Below are 20,208 nucleotides of genomic sequence, written 5' to 3' on the forward strand. Positions count from 1 at the left end.
CATGAGGGTTCGGTGTAACGTTTTTTAGCGAATTCAATTATACCTCATCCTCATGCTGTTTGTTTTTTATACCGCAAAGATCAACACGCCCTAGTATCGGGTAGTTAATAGCAATTATTAATAAACATCAACCGCAGCTAGGCTTTGGTTTTTTGTTACAATGCCTGCAAAGCAATTTAGGGTAAATAGCTGTGCTGCCTGTTCAAGACATATATCAACAACTCGTTACTACATTACAAAGTAATCCTATTACGTTATTACAAGCGCCGCCTGGTGCGGGTAAATCTACGTGGTTGCCGTTACAGCTTATGCGCGACGGGCATTTTAAACGTATTGTAATGCTAGAGCCTCGCCGAATAGCTGCACGTAATATTGCCAGTTATTTAGCAAAGTGCCAAAACGAGAGTGTTGGGCAAAGTGTGGGCTTGCGGATTAGGGGCGAGAGTAAAGTAAGTGCTAATACGCGCCTCGAAATAGTCACCGAAGGCATGCTAACGCGTATGCTGCAAAACGACCCCGAATTAAGCGATATAGATTTACTTATATTTGATGAATTTCATGAGCGTTCAATTGCAGCCGATACCTCACTTGCCTTTGCGCTCGAGACCCAAAGTGCACTGCGTGAAGATTTAACCATTATGCTTATGTCGGCAACGCTAGATACTGAGCGTTACACTGCGTTTTTTGATTGCCCTGTAATTCAATCAAGCGGTCGCAGCTACCCAATAGACGAAATATACATACCCATAAAAGATGAAAGCCGTTGGCTTGATGCAATTCCTACCATAATAAAACAAGCACTTAATGAGCAAACAGGCAGCGCATTGGTGTTTTTACCTGGGCAATTTGAGATACTACGTGTGCAACAAGCACTGAACGATTTACCCAGTAACTGCATAGTCGCAACGCTATTTGGCGAGCAAGATAAAGCTAATCAGCAAGCTGCTATTGCTCCTGCACCAAACGGCATGCGCAAAGTAGTGCTTACCACCAATGTAGCCGAAACCAGTTTAACTATTGAAGGCATACGCATTGTAATTGACAGCGGCAAGCGCCGTGCAGCGACCTTTAATTTAAAAACAGGTGTTACTGAGCTCACAACACAAAGTATATCGCGCTCGTCTGCTGTGCAGCGTGCAGGGCGTGCAGGACGAATAGAGCCGGGCATTGTTTATCGAATTGGCTCAAAGCAAACCTTTGAGCGACGTAATAGTCACGACAATCCCGAAATACTCACATCAGACATAAGCCAACTTATGCTTGAGGCAAAGCAGTGGGGAGCCAGTATTGATGAGCTAACCTTACTCGATAAACCCACTGAGCAACAAGGCGAGCAAGCAAGTAACCTGCTTAACATGCTAGAAGCTATTGATAAAAAAGGTAAACTTACACCGCTTGGCAGTAAAATATTAGGATTTGGTGCTGATATTCGTTTGGCACATATGCTATTAAAAGCACAAATACTTGATGACCAACTCCCTGGTATTTTTAGGCTCGCTATTTATTTAGTGGCATTACTTGAGAGCCGAGTAAACAGTGCAAACGAGTTGAGTTTAGCGTTGCATAGCCAACAGCAACGTCCGCATCCGGTATTTAAGCAACAGTTAAAATATTGGCAAAGCCGTTTAAAAGTAAAAGACGAAAACAGCGAATTAAATACGCATTATATTAGTTTGCTAGTGGCATTGGCATACCCCGATCGTATTGCTAAAAAACGCGGTAATGGTTATTTACTCGCCAATGGTGCAGGTGCTGAGTTAAATGCCGATTACTGGCACAACGACGATTACTTAGCTATAGCAACCATGGGCGGGCACAAAGGAGGGCGTATATTTACAGCCACTGCGCTTAACCCATTTGAGTTACAAGAATTTTTACCGCATTTATTTAGTGAACTTACTCGCTGTGAGTTTGACGAAAAATCAGCACGTTTTATTCATCAAGATGAAGTGAAACTCGGGGCTATAACACTCACCAGCCAACCTAGTAAACAAAAACTAGATAAGAGCGAGCGTGCTAAAGCGTGGCTTAACTTATTTGCTAAACACGGTTTTGCATTATTTAACGAGCAACCTGATGCGCAGCAATTGCTGATACGTATGAGCTTAGCAAGTAATTTAATGCCCGATAAATTCCCAAAAATAAATGAGCAACAACTTATTCAAAATGCAACGCAGTGGCTAGGTGTGTTTTTAGAAGATATTAAAACGCTCACGCAGCTTAAAAAGTTTAACTACTTTGAAGCATTACAAAACTGTTTTGATTGGCAACAACAAGCAGCGTTAAAAGCACTGTTACCACTGCGCTTAACGGTGCCAAGTGGCTCAAATATAAAAATAGAATACCAGCTTGATGGCCCCGCAAAGCTAAGCGTGCGTATGCAAGAAGTTTACGGCTTGACCAGTACGCCTATGCTTGCCAACGGTAAACTGCCACTGCTTATGGAGTTGCTATCGCCAGGTAAACGCTCACTGCAACTTACTCAAGATTTAGCGCACTTTTGGGCTAGCAGTTACCGCGATGTGCAAAAGGAAATGAAAGGTCGTTACCCTAAGCATTTTTGGCCAGACGACCCTGCCAACAGCGTTGCAACCAATAGAGTGAAAAGCAAAATGTAGATGTTAGTTACTTCGAGTATGAGCTCATTTATTTGTGTTGAAATGAAGTGTTTAATTATTACAGGGTTTATATAAAAGCAGTTCAATAAACATAAATATAAATGTATTTTAACATTTGATTGTTTTTTGTAACTGCATTAATATGTTTTTGGGTACAAAACACTTCAAATTTAATAAATAATAAAGGATTTATAATGAAATTTAAAAGTCTAGCTATTTCAAAGTTAGCTATATTTTTTTTGCTTTCGACACAAGCAGGAGCTAAAACAGTTGTAGTTGAAGATACTGGGCTTACTAGTAGTTTTTTCTGTTTAAACAAAGCTCATAGATATAGCGATGGTTCAAGTAGTGGCAGTGCACAGCTGTTAAACGGCATCCCCAAGTACTGTGGGGCAACTGGTACATACACGCACAAGCATATTCCAGCTGCAGTAAGTCAGGATGGGCATCGTTATGAAGTTTTCAGTGACAACACTCAAAATGGCAATATATTTTATGAAGATAAAGCTTTAAGGATATATTTAGTTAAGGATTCGGGTCCTAAAGTACTAATACATACTGAAGAAAAATGGCACGATGCTCATATGAATGCGGTTGTTGATATTGATGAGGAGGGTTATGTATCAATACATGTTAGCTCTAGAGGTCTGCTACATAATCTTAGAAGTGGTTATGTTTACAAATCGATTGCACCACATTCAGTGGTTATGAAAAGAATTGAGGGGGGGGAAAGTAATCCGCAAAATGAGTCTTATCCTCAATTACATCATACTGGCTTTGGGAAGGTAGTATTATTTACTCGTTATGAAAAGACAGGCTCAATAACTAATAGAACTATTTGGGTTAACAAAGAGGGATCAGAACCTTATAAATTAGTGGAGGGTGGTCATTATCAAGTTAGCTGGTATGACAAATCTACCTCTACGTTATATACAGCATATAATTATCATCCTAATGGTTTATTAGATAATAGAGCCAATGTTTTTGTCCTGAAAACAACAGATGGGTTGACGTGGAAAAATGTTAAGAATCAACAGGTCGCCAGTGTCGGTAGTCCTTTGCCTACACGTTCTGTAAATAGCTTAGTTTACGATAGTGAATTTAGAGGTTTAACAATTTATCTAAAAGATATAATAACGGATTGTGATGGTAGTTTACGAGTGCTAATGACAGAATCCGTATCATTTAATCCAACTAAAGGTGCAAGACAGCTAAGTGAATTGAAAATAAGTCCAAATGGGAATGCAACAATTCAAACTTTACATATGACTAATCATAATTATAGTGCCGGTGCATACTTATATGAGGGGTGCCAATTATACACTCTTAGTAATGGTGATAATGGAGAACCATACTTTGGTGGTGATCTAATACTTAAAAAACTGGTGGGTGGGAGTTATAAACTTGAAATGGAATATAAAGATGGAAAAAATTATAGCTACGTAAGGCGAGTTCGAGGAGCTGGTATGAGTGCAGTTGCATCTCAAGGTAGTATAGAGATTGAACCTTATGAGTCGAACAATCCTAACTCATCACCATTGGAAGGTAATAGAATTATCGATAGTACAACGAGTACTCAAGTAAGGATTTCAGTCGAGTAATTACTTAAAATTATTAGTTTTATTATTATTTAAATTTCTTGCTGAGGGAACACTCATTGTAAACGTGTTATCTCAGCACTACTTTACCTTTATACAATATTCGGACACTTACCTTGCATTGTTAACCGATGATATTGGCAATCAGCACATTCCGTATCAACCGGATGACTCACGTACTCCTGATGGTAAAAAGCAGATGCGCAAAGGTATGAGTTTTTACTTAGGTGCGCACTCGTTGTTTGAAAGCACACTGCTTAATACATTCGTATTTAACGATACAGGCTTTGCTATTCGTTATAAAAACTATGTAAAAGGTATTCACCCGCAAAATAAGCAGCCAATAGAGTACACCTCCACAATGCTGGAAGTGATCGAAATTGAAAACGGCAAAGTGGCGATGATCCGCAAGTATAACGAATAAACGAATAAACGAATAAACGAATAAACGAATAAACGAATAAACGAATAAACGAATAAACGAATAAACGAATAAACGAATAAACGAATAACTAATAACTAATAAAACAAATAAGGATATATATGAAACATTTACTTATCGCACTATCAATATTAATGCTTAGTGCATGCGTTAGTACAAAAAGTGATTTTAGATTTGATGGCTCCACACCAGAGTCAACTCAAATGGGAGTTAATAAAGTTTTAAAAGCATTAAAGCCTCAAGATTCAATGCGCTTTTTAGGCGCCTTAATCTCAATTCAATTTTCTGACGTGCAAAGCGTAGAAGATATTATGGGCGACCCGACCATGATGGGCGAAATGAATTACTTTATTATTGGCAAAAAAATAGATGGTTTAAATTATTATGAAGTATTGGAGCTTGCTAGTTCGTCTTCATCAAAAGTGGAATTTTCTGTAGAGGAATGATTTCAGTTTTTGTTAATTAAAAATATAATTTTACGCCAATGATGCGCTGCATCATTGGCGTTTTTATATAGTAAAGCTATTCATAATTAACTATTTTGAATGGTAGTTAATTTTTGTAAAAGCGTCATATACGGCTAAATGTAGTGTTTCGGTGTGGTCTAGGTTTTCAAAATAGCCAAATTGCACTTGGCTTTTATTACTAAGAATAGGCGCTATTTTTTTATGTAATTGCTTTGCCAATCCTTCCATTAACTCTCCTTCTTTACCTACTCCAATATAAACCGACTGTGGAAAGGTAGTTGGCTCAAAAGGTCCATTCAGTAATTCATTATCGGCCCACCATAAGCTAGGGCTAATTATTACGTAATGATTAAACATTGCAGGTTGATTAAATAAAATCTCTGTAGCTAGCAAACCTCCTAGCGATTGACCAATTAAAGTACTTGTTGAGTTGGTACGATATTTTTTATTGATCAGTGGGCGCAGCTCGTCATTTATAAAGCTAATAAACTTTTTTGAGCCGCCGTGTGTTGGCAAATCTTTTAAATCGAGTGCGTTATTACTAGGGGAGGTAAAGTCGTGCTTACGATCTATATTTGCTATACCCACAACAATAGCTTCGGGTATGTGGTTTATCCATGAAAAAGAGGCAAACTGTACTAGCCCTGCAATATGAATAAAGTCTTCATCTTTTGAGCCATCAAGTAAGTAAATGACGGGGTAATGTTTGCTTGAATTTTGCTGGTAACTATTAGGTATATACACATTTATAGTACGCTGCTGGTCAAGCGTTACCGAATTAAAGGTTAAGATTTCGCCGATGCTAAATGGCTCAGTTTCAAGGTGCTCTGCATAGCCAAAAGAACTCATTAATAAGCATATTATTACGAATGGTTTTAAAATTATATTTATCATTAAGTACCTTTAGTTATTGGTTTTAAACTTCTTTACCACTGTGCTTTTCGGCTAAGTCATCAAGCTCTGTAATTGTGTAATCAAATCCACTTTCATCGTGTTCATACATAACTTTTACGCTGTCGCCACCATTAAAAAGACGCGTTTTTACGTCGTTTACCGACCAGTCTTTTAGCTCGTGTAAAAATCGGTTAGCAACTTGTGAGGATTCAAAACGATAGCTAATTTCTGTTTTCATAAATAATAAGGCTCTGGCTAAGTTAAACCCCACAGTTTGCGTATTTTTGAGGGGTGTTTAAGTTTCGGTTACAAAAAATAAAGAGTTTAATTGTAAATTTTGTGTTTCAATAAATGCATCAAACTCGGTACACATTAACGTACCTTTATTAAAAGACGATGACGACTTTACATGCATTATAAATTTGTTTTAATGGCAAGCTCTGTTTTATTACTTAGTGCTTGCGGTGGTTCTGGCACAGATGATACGCCAACCATTAACGGAAATAAAATCCCCATTTTATCAATAGCGAATATTGAAAACGATATAACCAAAAACCAAACTATTCAATTAGCTGCAACAGCGAGTGATAAAGACGGCACAATTACAAGTGTTATCTGGGAGCAAACTGCTGGGCTCAAAGTACTTGATGAACCAATAAGCGCAAACACTGTAACAATAAACCTTCCTCCTGCGTTGAGTTATGCACCAAGAGAGTATGCCTTTAACGTAACGGCAACCGACAACGAAGGTGCAACTAATGTTAAAACGGTTAGCTTTGTTGCCAGAAACTCGATGGACGAATTTACTGCAGCACGTTTACTGCATCAAGGCAGTATGGGACCAAAACTTAGCGAAATACGCAAAGCCCAAGGATTAAGTGAGCAGCAATGGCTTGAAAGCCAAATTGCATTACCCATTGAGTATCATCGTGGCTATTTAGTTAAAAGCCAAGGCGAGGATGAATTTAGGTATATCAACCGTATTGATGGTTGGTGGAAAGCAACGCTACGCAGTGACGATCAGCTTCGTCAGCGGGTTGCATTTGCACTGAGCGAAATATTAGTCGTGTCGGATGCAAATAGCGGTTTGAGTTCTCAACCTGAGGGTATGGTTAACTACTACGATTTATTACTTAAAAATGCTTTTGGTAATTACCGAGAGTTATTAGAAGATATAACGCTTTCGCCTATTATGGGTACTTATTTAAGCCATTTAGGTAACGAAAAAGCAGACGATGCACTTAACATTCGCCCAGACGAAAATTATGCACGTGAAGTAATGCAGTTATTTACCATCGGGCTTGAAGAGCTAAACCAAGACGGAACTGCAAAGCTTGATGCACAAGGTAATACAATTGCCACTTATGGTCAGTCGCAAATTGAAGGCTTTGCGCGGGTGTTTACTGGTTGGACATTTGCCGGTAGCGAAACATTTAAGCGCAAAAGTCGTGATTATATAAAGCCGATGGAAGCGTTTAGTGAGTACCATTCAAGTAAGCAAAAAACACTTTTAAACGATGAAGTTATTCCTGAGGGTTACGGGCCCGAAGAGTCATTGCAAATAGCGCTCGATAATTTATTTAATCATGCCAATGTAGCGCCATTTATTACTAAGCAGCTAATTCAACGTTTAATTACATCAAACCCAACACCTCAATATATTGAGCGAGTGGCGAATGTGTTTAACGATAATGGTAATGGTGTGCGTGGTGATTTAGCCGCTGTTATTAAGGCAATTTATTTAGATGACGAAGCACGCCATTTTGGCTCAGTTTTAAGTTATCAGGGGAAGCTAAAAGAGCCTTTATTAAAAACAGTGCAGTTTTGGCGTAACCTCGATGCAAAGTCTTTAGAGGGATATTACAGAACATGGAATATGTTTGATAACTACGGACAAGGACCAATGCGCTCGTCATCGGTATTTAACTTTTTTAGACCCGATTACCAGCCAGCTCAATTACGTGATGATGAATTAGTAGCCCCCGAATTACAAATTGCAGGCGATGCGACGCTAATAGGCACCATGAATGAGCACTTTGCCGACTTAGTATGGAGCGCAGCCGAGGGGCATAACGATTTAAACTCAAGCGGATTATACGTATATATTAAAAATGATATGAACACCTTAAAAAAGGAGGGTATTAATACCTTGCTTGATGAGTACAACGTTTTATATTTTGCAGGCTCAATGAGTGCCGACACTCGCCAAGCATTGCTTGATTTAGATGCGTACTTTGATGATGACCAATATCGAGAACGGGTATCGTATTTGCTTTATATGATTGCTATTTCACCTGAATTTAATTTGCAGTATTAGGAGAGACATAATGAGCATTAATAGAAGACAGTTTTTGTCGTTATGTGTAAAAGGTGGCGTATCGGCAGCGGCGTTAACTAGTTTACAACTTCAAGCATTAACAGGTTCGGCAAATGCCGTTGAACTGGGCGACTATAAAGCCTTGGTATGTATATTTTTATATGGCGGAAATGACTCGCTTAATATGCTAGTACCATTAGAGGGCGAGCAGCGTAATTTGTATGAACAGAGCAGGCAAAACCTTGCAGTTGCTTCGCCTATTGCACTAAATAGTACAACTGTATTTGCTGGTGGAGTAGGGTTACATCCTTCTCTTTTACCAATTAAAAGTGTGTTTGACTCTTCTAACTTAGCGTTTGTTGGCGGGCTTGGCACTTTACTTGCTCCTACAACAATTGATGATTATAAAAATAAAACAGTGGTGCTTCCCAAGCATTTATTTTCGCATAATGATCAGCAGGCGTCGTGGATGTATGGACGTGAAAAACAGTCTTTAAATAGTGGCTGGGGCGCACGTTTATTGGAGCGTTTAGATCAGCAAGATCAGTTTGCCGCTAATATATCGCTTGATGGCACAAACCTTTGGCAAACGGGTAGTCAAACTAAAGCATTTGCACTTAACAAAAGTGGAATCAGTAAAATTAATGCATTTGGTGGCTACCAGCCTCGTACAGATCACGTAACCAATATAATGAACCGTATAATGGGCAATACTCAGCACCCGCTTAGCAGTGCTTATGCTAATAGTTTTAAGTCGGCAATTAATAACACCCAAGCGATGAACAATGCACTCGAAACAGCGCCTGAGCTAATTACGTCATTTAGTGATACGAGTTTATCAGAGCAATTAGCTGCGGTAGCTAAAACTATTAGTGTGCAGTCAAAATTAAGTACTCAGCGCCAAGTGTTTTTTGTATCTATGGGTGGATTTGATACGCACGATGATCAACTTGATACACACCCTGCATTATTAAGTACGTTAGCCCAAGGGCTTAGCGAATTTGATAGTGCTATGAAAGAGCTTGATGTTGCCGACAAGGTAACTGCGTTTACTATGTCGGATTTTGGTCGCACACTTACCTCTAATGGTGATGGGACTGACCATGGTTGGGCAGGAAACCAAATAGTAATGGGTGGTGCTGTAAAGGGTGGTGATATATATGGTGAGCTTTTAACTCAACATTTAGATGGACCGCAAGACACAGGTGATGGGCGTTTAATACCACAAGTAGCTAATGAGCAGTATTTTGCTACATTGGCTCAATGGTTTGGCGTACCGCGTTCAGAACTTGTTGATATTTTCCCTAACTTAAATAATTTTGATCAAACAACATTGGACTTTTTTGTTTAATTAGCCGCTAATGGTAATCCAAAAACATTTATTAACGTACAAAGTAGTCGGCTAGTCGCACTAGGCTGTTTGAAAAATAATAATCACACATAATAATGGAGCAATTTAATGAAAATTTTAGTAAGCCTTGTAAGCTTAATCGCCTTTTTACTGGTTTTGTTACCGGGTCCTTTGTATAAGTTTGGCGTTGTAGAGCTAGGTACTGCTTTTACTGGCTTTAAATTTGGTGTTTACGCTGGTGGTGCAGCGCTTTTACTGCTTTTAGTGCAAGTTATTTTTATGCGTAAAACAGTCACACTTGGTAGTGCTGCAACTGCTGTTATATTTTCGGCGATAGCAATTGCAATGCCTTTAAATATGATGAACACAGCTAAAAGTGTACCGCCAATTCATGATATTTCTACCGATTTAGTTAACCCGCCGGAATTTATAGCTATTGCCCCTCTTCGTGCTGATGCGTCAAATCCTGTGGAATATGCAGGTGAAGAAACCGCAGTACAACAACGTAAAGCTTACCCAGAACTCGCAACACTTAACTTTGCCCAATCAAAAACAGATCTTGTTAAAGCAACAGAGCAAGCCGTTCAAAACTTAGGTTGGGAGTTAGTAAATACAGATATAAGTAAAGGCATTGTTGAGGCAACAGAAACAACAGCATGGTTTGGCTTTAAAGACGATGTAGTTGTGCGTATTAATGATGAAGGCAGTGAACGTTTTGTTGATATTCGTAGTAAATCGCGCGTTGGTCGTAGTGATTTAGGAAAAAATGCAGAGCGCATTCATACATTAATTAATGAGCTAAATGCTGTACTGACAAAATAACTAAATTTAGCGCCTAAGTTACCAGGGCGTGTTGACCTTTCGTGGGTGAATTTACAGCAGTATGTTTGGTTTTTAGGCAAGGCAGAGCCTATGTAGTGTGGTTACTTCCCATAAATAGGAGATAACGCAGCATAAATACCAAACATGCGCTGCCCTTTGGGTTCTTTCTAGGGACGATTAACTCTTTGTTGCTCGGTTTTTACTTAGCCCGCTAGGTTACAAACCTCGCGCCGCGATTAAATCCCCCCTAGATTGAACAAATTTCAATCCACAAAGAACAACACGCCCTAGCACTAACGATTAAGCCCAAACACTGTTTGGGCTTTTTTTGTGCCTATTTTATATTGTCAGGTTCTATTCACAGGCTATGTACTATGCTGTTGATGATTTAAATTTTTAACAACTATGGAGTTATTATGAAAACAGTAGGATATGCAGCAAAAAGTCAAGGTTCTGAACTTTCAGAGTTTTCTTTTGAGCGCCGCGATTTACGAGATAACGATGTAGAAATTGAAATTTTATACTGTGGTGTGTGCCATTCAGATTTACATGCCGTGCGAAACGATTGGGGTGGCAGTGATTATCCGCTAGTGCCTGGTCACGAAATTGTAGGTAAAGTCATGTCGGTAGGTAGCGACGTGAAAAAATATAAACAAGGCGACACTGTTGCTGTTGGTTGCATGGTTGACTCGTGTCAAAGTTGCGATCAATGTGATAATCACGAAGAGCAATTTTGCAGAGAAGGCATGATAGGTACATACGCAGGTAAAGACCGTATTACAGGTGAAATGACCCAAGGTGGGTATTCTAAACATGTTGTTGTACGTGAAGAGTTTGTACTTTCAGTACCAGAGAGTTTAGACCTTTCGCGCGTTGCGCCATTGCTTTGTGCTGGTATTACTACTTACTCACCACTGCATAAATGGGGCGTAAAAAAAGGTAGCCGAGTGGGTGTAGTTGGCTTAGGCGGACTTGGTCATATGGCTGTTAAAAATGCAGTTGCGATGGGTGCAAGCGTAACGGTTATTGGTCGTAGTGAATCTAAAAAAGATGATGCCGTTAAATTAGGTGCTCAGCATTACTTAGTGTCATCGAATGACGAAGACATGAAAAAAGCACAGTCAGCATTTGATGTAATTATAGACACTGTACCGGTAAAGCACGACCTATCTGTATATACACCATTGCTTGATGTAGATGGTACTTTAGTTATTGTTGGTCAGGTTGGTCCGGTAGATGAAGTAAATACAGTACCATTATTAACGGGGCGTCGTCGTATTGCCGGTTCGTTAATTGGTGGTATTGAAGAGACGCAACAAATGCTCGATTTTTGTGGTGAACATAATGTGCTACCAGAGTGTGAGATGATCAACATTGACGAAATTAATACAGCATACGAGCGAATGGAACGCTCTGATGTTCGTTATCGTTTTGTTATTGATATGGAATCGTTAAGCGCATAGTTAACGCTAACTATTTAATAAAGAGCTGCTAATATGCAGCTCTTTTTATTTGAGTTATTAAACCTCAGCAGCGATGCTCTTTTTATTCATTTGAAAGTAGCTAAGAATCCACATAATAAATCCACCTACAAATAAAGCGGCTGCAACATAGCCCGTTTGATTAGGCGCAGCACCTTGCGCTATTGCAATTCCACCTACCCAAGGACCAATTGCATTAGCAACATTAAATGCGCACTGCACTAATGCGCCAATCATTGCGTGTCCATCAGGCGACACGTCCATTAATAATGTTTGTACAAGTGTGGCTAAACCTAGGCTACAACCTATAAAAAATATTACCGCATAAAGCATCCAAATATTATGGCTAGCGGTTACATAAGCAAAAGCGAATACAGTAGTACAAATAAGTACCAAACCAGTGGTTTTAATTGCAGATTTATCGGCTGCTTTACCAAGTACATAATTACCGAGGGTTGAGCCTATACCAAACATTACCATTGCAATAGATATTGTATAAGGCGCTGTTTTTGTTACATCTAAAATAGTATCTGCAATGTAAGTATAAATACAAAATACACCACCAAAACCAATAATTACAATGCCTAAAATAGACCACACAAGCTTATTTTTTAGTACGCCAAATTCGTTAAGTAAATTAGATGGCTTAGCATTATCAACATTTGGAACAACTTTATAAACAAAAATAAAAGCAATAAATGCAAGTACGGCAGCGCCTGCTAAACAGTATCGCCAGCTTAGGTTTTGTCCAACAAGTGTAACAATAGGCACACCAACAATAGTGGCCACAGTTAAACCCATAAACACCTTAGACATAAAGCTAGCACGCTTACCTTTTGGGGCAATATCAGATGCTAATAAAATAGCCGCGCCAAAATATGCACCATGAGGTAAACCACTTAAAAATCTAAATATGACAAGTTGCTCAAGCGAAGTTGACATCGCGCTCAACCCATTTGAAATAAACATTAAGCTTATAAAAATGAGTAATGCTTTGCGCTTTCTCATATTTGCTGTTGTTAACATTAAAATAGGTGCACCAACTACAACTCCCATAGCATAGGCACTAATTGCGTAGCCGCTTTGTGATGGTGTTGAGCCAAATGTTTCGCTAATTAGTGGCAGCATAGGCATCATCGAAAACTCAGATAATCCTAAAATAAATGTGCCTAGCGCTAATACGAGTAAAATAGCGGTTCTGTTAAGTTGACTAGATGCCGACGTTACATCTGATGTCATAGATGATCCCTTAAGGTTTAATTTTAAAAATGAAACTGCACAATAGATCTTGAATAGGAAATATTATGTGTATGCTTAAATTTTGGTGTGAGAGGGTAGTCTGTGAGGGCGCTATTTTAAGTTAAAAAAAGTACAGAGTCATGCATAAATTAGTGGTTTTATTAGGTTTTTAAAATGTTAATTAGAAGAAAATACTACTTAACATTTATAAAATAAAAAAACTATTTATAAAGCATATATATATAAGATATTAAATATTAGCCGAAAGGTTATTTAAAGCTTATATTTACAGTACAGCTACATATTGATATCACATTAATTTGCTAATTTTTGTACTAATTCACTCCTTAAGGTTTTTATATGTTTGGTATTTCTAAAAGAAACGCAAAAATTGAAGAAATGGAGCTTCAATTAATTCAAAAACAATCTATTTTATCGGCAATTAACAAGCATGTGGCCTATATTGAATTTACACCTGAAGGAATAATATTAGACGCAAACCAATTGTTTTTAACAACCATTGGTTACAGAAAAGAGCAAATAGTTGGTAATCATCACCGCATGTTTTGCGAGCCTGAATATGCAAAGTCAAGCGAATACAGCCAGTTTTGGCAAGCTTTAAAAGCAGGAAAATCTAAAGCAGGATCATTTTTAAGATACAAAGCTAATGGCGATAAGCTTTGGCTTGAAGCAACTTACTTTCCTGTAGAAGAGCGCGGCGTAGTAACCAAAGTTATTAAAATAGCCTCTGACATTACAACTAGTTATGTACAAAGAAAGGCACAAGAAGCTATTGCAAACGCACTCGATAAAGCATTAGCTGCAATAGAGTTTACCCCTGAGGGTAATATTTTAAAAGCAAACCAAAACTTTCTAGCAACAGTAGGTTACAGCTTAAAAGATATTGTAGGTAAGCATCATAAAATGTTTTGTACTAAAGTGTTTTATGAGAAAAATCCACGCTTTTGGAATGAATTAGCGCAGGGTCAATTTAAGTCTGGAAAGTTTAAACGCATTGCTGCCGATGGTTCAGAAATTTGGCTAGAGGCTACTTACAATCCAATATTAGATAGCAAAGGTAATGTAACTAAAATCATCAAGTTTGCATCAAACATTACTGATCGTATAAACAATAATAATGCAGTGACTGAAGCCGCTGCAATCGCACACGAATCGGCCGTTTCTACAGTAGAAACAGCTAAAAAAGGATCTGAAATACTGCAAAGATCCATAGCAAACTCCGACGCAATTGTAAGCCAAGTACTTAAATCGGTAGATTTAATAAAAGACCTTAATGAGCAATCTGCTGTAATAGGCTCTATTGTTTCTACAATTAGTAGCATTGCAGATCAAACTAATTTATTGGCACTTAATGCAGCCATAGAGGCTGCACGTGCTGGTGAATACGGTCGAGGTTTTGCGGTAGTAGCAGATGAAGTAAGGCAACTTGCAGCCAGTACGAGTCGTTCTACTAATGAAATAGCAACGGTTGTTAAAAATAACCAAGAGTTAACTAATGATATATCAAAGCAAATAACGTCAGTTTCAGATTCATCAAAGCAAGGAAGAGAGCTTATTGCTAATGTATCTGAGGTCATTAAAGAGATTGAACGCGGAGCAGATATTGTTTCTCAAACGGTCGCTAAGTTAAATGCTTAATTTATTATATGACCTTTTAGATTAAACACACCTAACAACATTCTAAATTGATAAAGTGCGACAATATGTCGCGCTTTTGCTTTTGCAACTCATTATATAATTACGCCAATTATTACAGTGGCATAAATTAACAATGGTTTATAAAAGCAAAACTCAAAAAACATATTTACTAACGCCTGTCGCACTTTTTATTAGCGGTGTGCTATCTCCTTTTGCATTTGCCGACGATACGTCTTTAGAAGTGATTGAAGTACACGGACATGCTCAAAATAAGCATTTAGCACTTGGTTCGTCAGAATCGTTATTAAGTGATTTAGGTGTCGACTTTTCAGCAGCGGGCGGCGTATCTAACCTACCTATTTTAAATGGTTTAATGGGCGACAGAGTTAAAGTGTTAGTTGATGGTGCAGATGTAACCGCTGCATGCGCTAATCATATGACCCCGCCACTTTCGTATATCTCGGCTAATCAAATTACGTCTTACAATGTGGTTGCAGGCGTGTCGCCAGTAAGCGCGGGCGGCGATAATATTGCTGGTGTAATAAGCGTTAATTCTATTTCACCGCAGTATAGCGATAGCAATGAATTAGGTTGGCACTCAGGTTATGTGTCAGCAAAGTACAGTAGCGTTGATAACGGACGTAAACTTGGCGTTGGTGCACGTTTAGCAAGTGACACGTTTAGCCTTAATTATCAGGGTTCGTTTAGTGACGCAGATAGTTATGAAGACGGTAACGGCGATGTAGTATTAGATACATTGTATCGAGCACAAAATCATAGTTTAACCGCAGCTATGCGCGATGATAAACAGCAATTAGTTATAAAGCTAACGCATCAAAAAATCCCGTATCAGGGATTTGCAAATCAGTATATGGATATGACCGATAACACCAGTTACGGTGCAATAGCTCAATACAAGCGTTCCTTTGAAAACAGCGAACTTGAAGGGCAAGTTAACTGGCATAGTGTAAAGCACGAAATGGGTTTTTTCAGTGAAGAAAAAACAGGCATGATGCGAATGAAAACCGATGCACAAGATATAAGTACGCAGCTTAAATGGCGTATCGCGCTTGATAAAAACAGCAGCATTTTAATCGGTCAAGAATATTACAATTACAGCATTGATGATTGGTGGCCAGGTATTGAAGGCTCAACCATGATGGGACCAGACGATTACGTAAATATAAATAACGGTAAACGAGAACGAATAGCTGCATTTGCAGAATTTGAGAGCCAAGTAAATACAAAGTTATGGTTAAACGCAGGCGTACGCATTGAAAGTATTAATACCCACGTTGGAGAGGTTCAATCTTACAACGATGGTATGAGCATGACGGATATGGACGATATGAGCGACATGAGTAGTATGGAAAGTATGACCATGAGCGATACGGATACGTCTACAGATAATACCATTGCTGCTGAGAATTTTAATGCTGGCGACAGAGATAAAACCGACACTATAGTTGATGCTAACTTATTAATTAACTACCAAATAACAAATTATGATGAGCTGCAACTTGGTCTTGCCCGTAAAAACCGAGCGCCTAATTTATACGAGCGATACAGTTGGGGTGTAAGCACCATGGCAACCACCATGATTGGTTGGTATGGCGATGGTAATGGCTATATTGGTAACCCTGATTTAGACGTTGAAACAGCGCATACAATAAGTGCTACTTATATTAAATCGGCTAAAGATGACCGCTGGCGATTAAGCACCAATGTTTGGTATACAGATGTGAGTGACTATATTGATGCTGATATTGTAAGAAGCTTCAATAGTTATGACTTGGACAATACAGCGCGTAACATTTTTCAGTTTACTAATGTAGATGCTATTTTGTATGGTGCAAAAATAGATTTAACAGCCAACATTTATGAATCTAAGCAATTAGGTAACTGGCAGTTACACGCTAATGTTACTAATACGAGAGGCAAGCGCGACGATACTAACCAGCCGCTTTATCAAATTAAACCACTGCAAACCCAGCTAGGTATTAGCCAGCAAATAGGTCGATTTGACAATACATTATCTTGGCAGTGGGTAGATACTAAAAGCCGTGTAGATAATAATCGTTTTGAAAACCAAACAGACAGCTACAGCCTGGTTAATTTAAGCTCTAAAGCCACATGGGATTCATTAACGCTAAGCGCAGAAGTGAGTAACGTGTTTGATGAGTACTACCAACTCCCGCTAGGGGGGGTAAGTATTGCGGCACTTAAACAAGATAGCAGCAACGGGTTTGAACAACTTGCAGGGCAGGGGCGTTCATTTAATGTAAGCGTTAGTTACGCGTTTTAATTAACCTCATATTCAAATTTAAAATAAAGCAAAAGCCATAACCACGTTATGGCTTTTTTTGCGCTTTAATAATTAAGCCGTAAACTTATTTTTATGAAATGTTTGTACGCAAAAAGCGTTCTATTAAACACGCTTGTATTAATTTTACAGCGTTATTTTAAGGCAATGCAGTAAAAAGCAGTAACTTGTTCATCACCCAATGATTAGGAAATACAGTGTTTAAGCAATTTAAAAATAAAGTGATGGGTGCGCCAACAGCTATGGCCGGTTTAGCTTTGGGTATTGCTAGTATGGGATGGACATGGGAAAACGTTTTTAATTTAAACTCCCAAGGACAATTTTTGGGAGCGGTACTAGCTGGCGTATTAGTTTTACTTTTGGCTGCTAAGTTTTTACTGCACCCTCACTTATTAAAAGCCGATTTAGCACACCCAGTTGCAGGAAGTGTGATCCCTACATTTGCAATGGCTAATCTTGTTATTTCAAACTCAATTGGGCAATTTAACCCATTGGCTGGTGATATTATGTGGGTTTTAGCTTTTGTGCTGCATCTCACATTTTTGGTGAGCTTTTTATACCAGCGAGCAAAAAAGTTTAATTTTGAAAATATGGCGCCTAGCTGGTTTGTGCCACCAGTGGGGATAATTATTGCAGACATTACTTTTTCGGGAAATCCGACATTAGCGTGGTTAGCTTATAGTACGTTAGTTATTGGTATATCAACGTACGCTATAATGCTGCCAATTATGTTTTATCGCTTTTTGTTAGCATTAAAAAGTGACTACGAAATACAGCCAACACTTGCCATTTTAGCAGCGCCTGCCAGTTTAACATTAGCGGGATATTTTCATATTGTAACTAATCCATCACTCTTTATAGTGGGCGCATTATTTATATTAGCGATAATAAAAACACTGATTGTTTATGTGTTATTTATAAAGTTATTACGCAGACCTTTTACGCCTAGCTACGCTGCCTTTACGTTTCCAATGGTTATTGGGGCAACTGCATTATTTAAAATGACTGATTGGATGCAAAGTATAAACCTCGCAATACCATATGTAGATGCAGTTAATTACTTAGCTACGTTTGAGCTTATAGTTGCCACGGCAGTAGTGTGTTATGTAAGTGGTCGGTACTTTTGCCACTTTAAATTATCAAAACAACAGGTAACGTAAAGTTACTCTTGGATTACCTGTGGCTCATTACTTTCTTGTTCAGCTAGTTTTTCGCGCTCAGCTTTTGACACATAAGACGGTTTATTGCCTTTGTGCAATTTAGCGTTAGTGCGTTTATCTTTCTTTTGAAATTTAGTGACGATTTTTTTACGACGGTTCACAATTAAATACCCTGTTAATTTTAAGTCGCGCATTATACAGCCATCCTCATAAAAGCTGCTATATAAATATTCAGCTTAAGTTACCTGTGTGTTTAGCGTAAAGAGCTATAAGTAAGCGCTTCATAGCGTTATAATTACCGCTCTTAGTTATTAATTAAATGGGAATTGTTTTGAAAAAGTTAGCTTTAGCCAGTATTGCTTTATTTGCGTTTGGTGCTCATGCGCAGTTAAATAAAAATATTGATAGCGTTGCCGATTACGCAGTAAATACCTACCAAAATGCTCAAATACACACACTTACTAACTTAGTGGCTTTTCCGACCGTTAATAAGAGCGATATTGCCGCTCCTCAAAATCCCGATTTTATTGGGTTTAAAGCACTTTTAAAAATGAAAGCCGCAGAGCTTGGTTTTGACTATCAAGATTTAGGGTACACCGTATTAATAGGTATGGGCGAGCAAAGCGAAAAAGTAACGGTAGTAACGCACGGCGACGTGCAACCTGCTAATGCTAGCAAATGGAAACAAAGTCCTTTTATTATTGATACATCTGAGCCGGGTAAATTAGTTGGTCGTGGTACGGAAGACGATAAAGGTGCAATAGCAACAGCGCTTTACGCCATGAAAGCAATTAAAGATAAAGGCATAACGCTTAATAACCGTATTGAGCTGATGATTTATCTTGCTGAGGAGTCTGATTGGGGTCCGCTAACTAAATTTATGAAAACGTATGAGCAACCAAAATATGCAGTAACGATTGATGCATCATATCCTGTAGTGGTTGCCGAGAAAGGCTGGAGCTTAATTGCTCCTACCTTTAATGCAACATCGCCACAAACGGGTTTATATGTAAAGGATGTAACTGGCGGTGCGTTTAGAAGCCAAATTCCAGAAGACGCCAGCTTAGTACTTCACAATGCAGACGCTGCACTTATTAATACATTAAAAGCAAAAGCCAAAACATTAAATAAAGTTGAGTTTAACTTTAGTGAGCAAAATGATGCCTTAGCAATAAGTGTTAAAGGTATGTCGGCGCATTCATCAGAGCCGGAGTCGGGTATAAATGCAATTGCGTATTTAGCTGAGTTATTTAAAGGCGTGGAGCTTGAAAATAACAGTGACGGCGAGCTAATCGACTTTGTGAATCAGTTAATTGGTTTAGATATTCATGGTAAACAGTTTGGCGAAATAGCCTATAAGCACGAGTTTATGGGTCCGATGACAGTGGCACCAACAGTTATTGAGCGCGATGGTAATGCGCTAACACTTGCTGTAAATGCACGTCGCCCTATGGGTAAAGACGAAGCTGTATTACAAAAGCAAATTGATGATGCGCTCGCTAATTGGCAAGCCACTAACAATGTAACGCTTGCCAACATAGAAACAATTATTGGCACACCTATGCTACTTGATAGCGCGCCACATGCACAAAAGCTGCTTGATATTTTCAAGCATTTTACGGGCGACGAAAAAGCTGACTTTGTATCAATTGGTGGTGGCACTAACGCAAAGCTGTTTGATAATGCAGTCTCGTTTGGTCCTTCAATGCCAGGTAAACGCTACACAGGTCACTCAGAGCATGAATTTATGACCATTGAGCAACTTGAGCTTAATTTACGTATGTACACAGCAATGATGATAGAGCTAGGTAATATGTAGTTTAAGCGTACTTAGATT

Annotated in this window: 16 protein-coding genes; 12 read left to right on the forward strand and 4 right to left on the reverse strand. The window is 38.6% G+C overall.

From position 1 onward, the window contains the following. The first annotated feature begins 191 nt into the window (after nt 1-191). From hrpB to GQR56_RS06985, 4 genes are all read left to right on the forward strand, one after another. The gene (gene hrpB / locus GQR56_RS06970; RefSeq protein ID WP_166109761.1) at nt 192-2,618 is read left to right on the forward strand and encodes an ATP-dependent helicase HrpB; all 2,427 of its coding nucleotides are present in this window, start codon (nt 192-194) and stop codon (nt 2,616-2,618) included. Nucleotides 2,619-2,812: 194 nt separating this feature from the next. After that, nucleotides 2,813-4,219 carry a hypothetical protein gene (locus GQR56_RS06975; RefSeq protein WP_166109763.1) on the forward strand — a complete coding sequence of 469 codons (1,407 nt, stop codon included), beginning with the start codon at nt 2,813-2,815 and terminating at the stop codon, nt 4,217-4,219. Between the two features lie 64 nt (nt 4,220-4,283). Continuing rightward, entirely contained in the window at nt 4,284-4,640 is a 357-nt protein-coding gene (locus GQR56_RS06980) for a hypothetical protein (RefSeq protein ID WP_346775751.1), read from the forward strand. A 119-nt stretch (nt 4,641-4,759) separates the two neighbouring features. Beyond that, a complete protein-coding gene (locus GQR56_RS06985) occupies nt 4,760-5,104 on the forward strand; it encodes a hypothetical protein (RefSeq protein ID WP_166109766.1) in 345 nt (114 codons plus the stop codon). A 90-nt stretch (nt 5,105-5,194) separates the two neighbouring features. Here the strand turns inward: GQR56_RS06985 and GQR56_RS06990 are convergent, their stop codons facing one another. Next, nucleotides 5,195-6,019, reverse strand: a complete 825-nt coding sequence (locus GQR56_RS06990; protein WP_166109769.1) for an alpha/beta hydrolase-fold protein — start codon at nt 6,017-6,019, stop codon at nt 5,195-5,197. A 22-nt stretch (nt 6,020-6,041) separates the two neighbouring features. Next, nucleotides 6,042-6,257 (reverse strand): hypothetical protein, encoded by a 216-nt coding sequence (locus GQR56_RS06995; protein WP_024610844.1) that lies wholly within the window; start codon nt 6,255-6,257, stop codon nt 6,042-6,044. Between the two features lie 171 nt (nt 6,258-6,428). Between GQR56_RS06995 and GQR56_RS07000 the strand changes: the two genes are divergently transcribed. The 4 genes from GQR56_RS07000 to GQR56_RS07015 all read left to right on the forward strand — a co-directional run bounded on the left by GQR56_RS07000 (nt 6,429) and on the right by GQR56_RS07015 (nt 11,972). Further along, nucleotides 6,429-8,336 (forward strand): DUF1800 domain-containing protein, encoded by a 1,908-nt coding sequence (locus GQR56_RS07000; protein ID WP_166109772.1) that lies wholly within the window; start codon nt 6,429-6,431, stop codon nt 8,334-8,336. Nucleotides 8,337-8,346: 10 nt separating this feature from the next. Next, complete coding sequence (locus GQR56_RS07005) at nt 8,347-9,687, forward strand: DUF1501 domain-containing protein (RefSeq protein WP_166109775.1); 1,341 nt, start codon at nt 8,347-8,349, stop codon at nt 9,685-9,687. 108 nt (nt 9,688-9,795) lie between these two features. Further along, nucleotides 9,796-10,509 carry a DUF1499 domain-containing protein gene (locus tag GQR56_RS07010; RefSeq protein WP_166109778.1) on the forward strand — a complete coding sequence of 238 codons (714 nt, stop codon included), beginning with the start codon at nt 9,796-9,798 and terminating at the stop codon, nt 10,507-10,509. A 416-nt stretch (nt 10,510-10,925) separates the two neighbouring features. After that, nucleotides 10,926-11,972: an NAD(P)-dependent alcohol dehydrogenase gene (locus GQR56_RS07015; protein WP_166109781.1), complete on the forward strand. Its 1,047-nt coding sequence runs from the start codon at nt 10,926-10,928 to the stop codon at nt 11,970-11,972. Nucleotides 11,973-12,029: 57 nt separating this feature from the next. On the opposite strand, the gene GQR56_RS07020 is transcribed toward GQR56_RS07015, so the two are convergent. Next, nucleotides 12,030-13,229: an MFS transporter gene (locus tag GQR56_RS07020; protein WP_166109784.1), complete on the reverse strand. Its 1,200-nt coding sequence runs from the start codon at nt 13,227-13,229 to the stop codon at nt 12,030-12,032. A gap of 360 nt (nt 13,230-13,589) precedes the next feature. On the opposite strand from GQR56_RS07020, the gene GQR56_RS07025 reads away from it, so the two are divergent. From GQR56_RS07025 to GQR56_RS07035, 3 genes are all read left to right on the forward strand, one after another. Beyond that, nucleotides 13,590-14,888, forward strand: a complete 1,299-nt coding sequence (locus tag GQR56_RS07025; RefSeq protein WP_166109787.1) for a PAS domain-containing methyl-accepting chemotaxis protein — start codon at nt 13,590-13,592, stop codon at nt 14,886-14,888. 133 nt (nt 14,889-15,021) lie between these two features. After that, on the forward strand, nt 15,022-17,193 hold the full coding sequence (locus GQR56_RS07030) for a TonB-dependent receptor (RefSeq protein WP_166109790.1): 2,172 nt from the start codon (nt 15,022-15,024) through the stop codon (nt 17,191-17,193). A 215-nt stretch (nt 17,194-17,408) separates the two neighbouring features. Beyond that, nucleotides 17,409-18,371, forward strand: coding sequence for a TDT family transporter (locus tag GQR56_RS07035; RefSeq protein WP_166109793.1), 963 nt, complete (start codon nt 17,409-17,411; stop codon nt 18,369-18,371). A gap of 2 nt (nt 18,372-18,373) precedes the next feature. Here GQR56_RS07035 and GQR56_RS07040 read toward each other — a convergent pair whose 3' ends face one another. After that, a complete protein-coding gene (locus tag GQR56_RS07040) occupies nt 18,374-18,565 on the reverse strand; it encodes a DUF2986 domain-containing protein (protein WP_024610949.1) in 192 nt (63 codons plus the stop codon). Nucleotides 18,566-18,702: 137 nt separating this feature from the next. Here GQR56_RS07040 and GQR56_RS07045 point away from each other — a divergent pair, with 137 nt between their 5' ends. Beyond that, the gene (locus GQR56_RS07045) at nt 18,703-20,190 is read left to right on the forward strand and encodes a dipeptidase (RefSeq protein ID WP_166109796.1); all 1,488 of its coding nucleotides are present in this window, start codon (nt 18,703-18,705) and stop codon (nt 20,188-20,190) included. Nucleotides 20,191-20,208 lie beyond the last annotated feature (18 nt).

Origin of the sequence: Pseudoalteromonas sp. Z9A5 (assembly GCF_011378875.1) — a bacterium.
Taxonomy (GTDB): domain Bacteria; phylum Pseudomonadota; class Gammaproteobacteria; order Enterobacterales; family Alteromonadaceae; genus Pseudoalteromonas.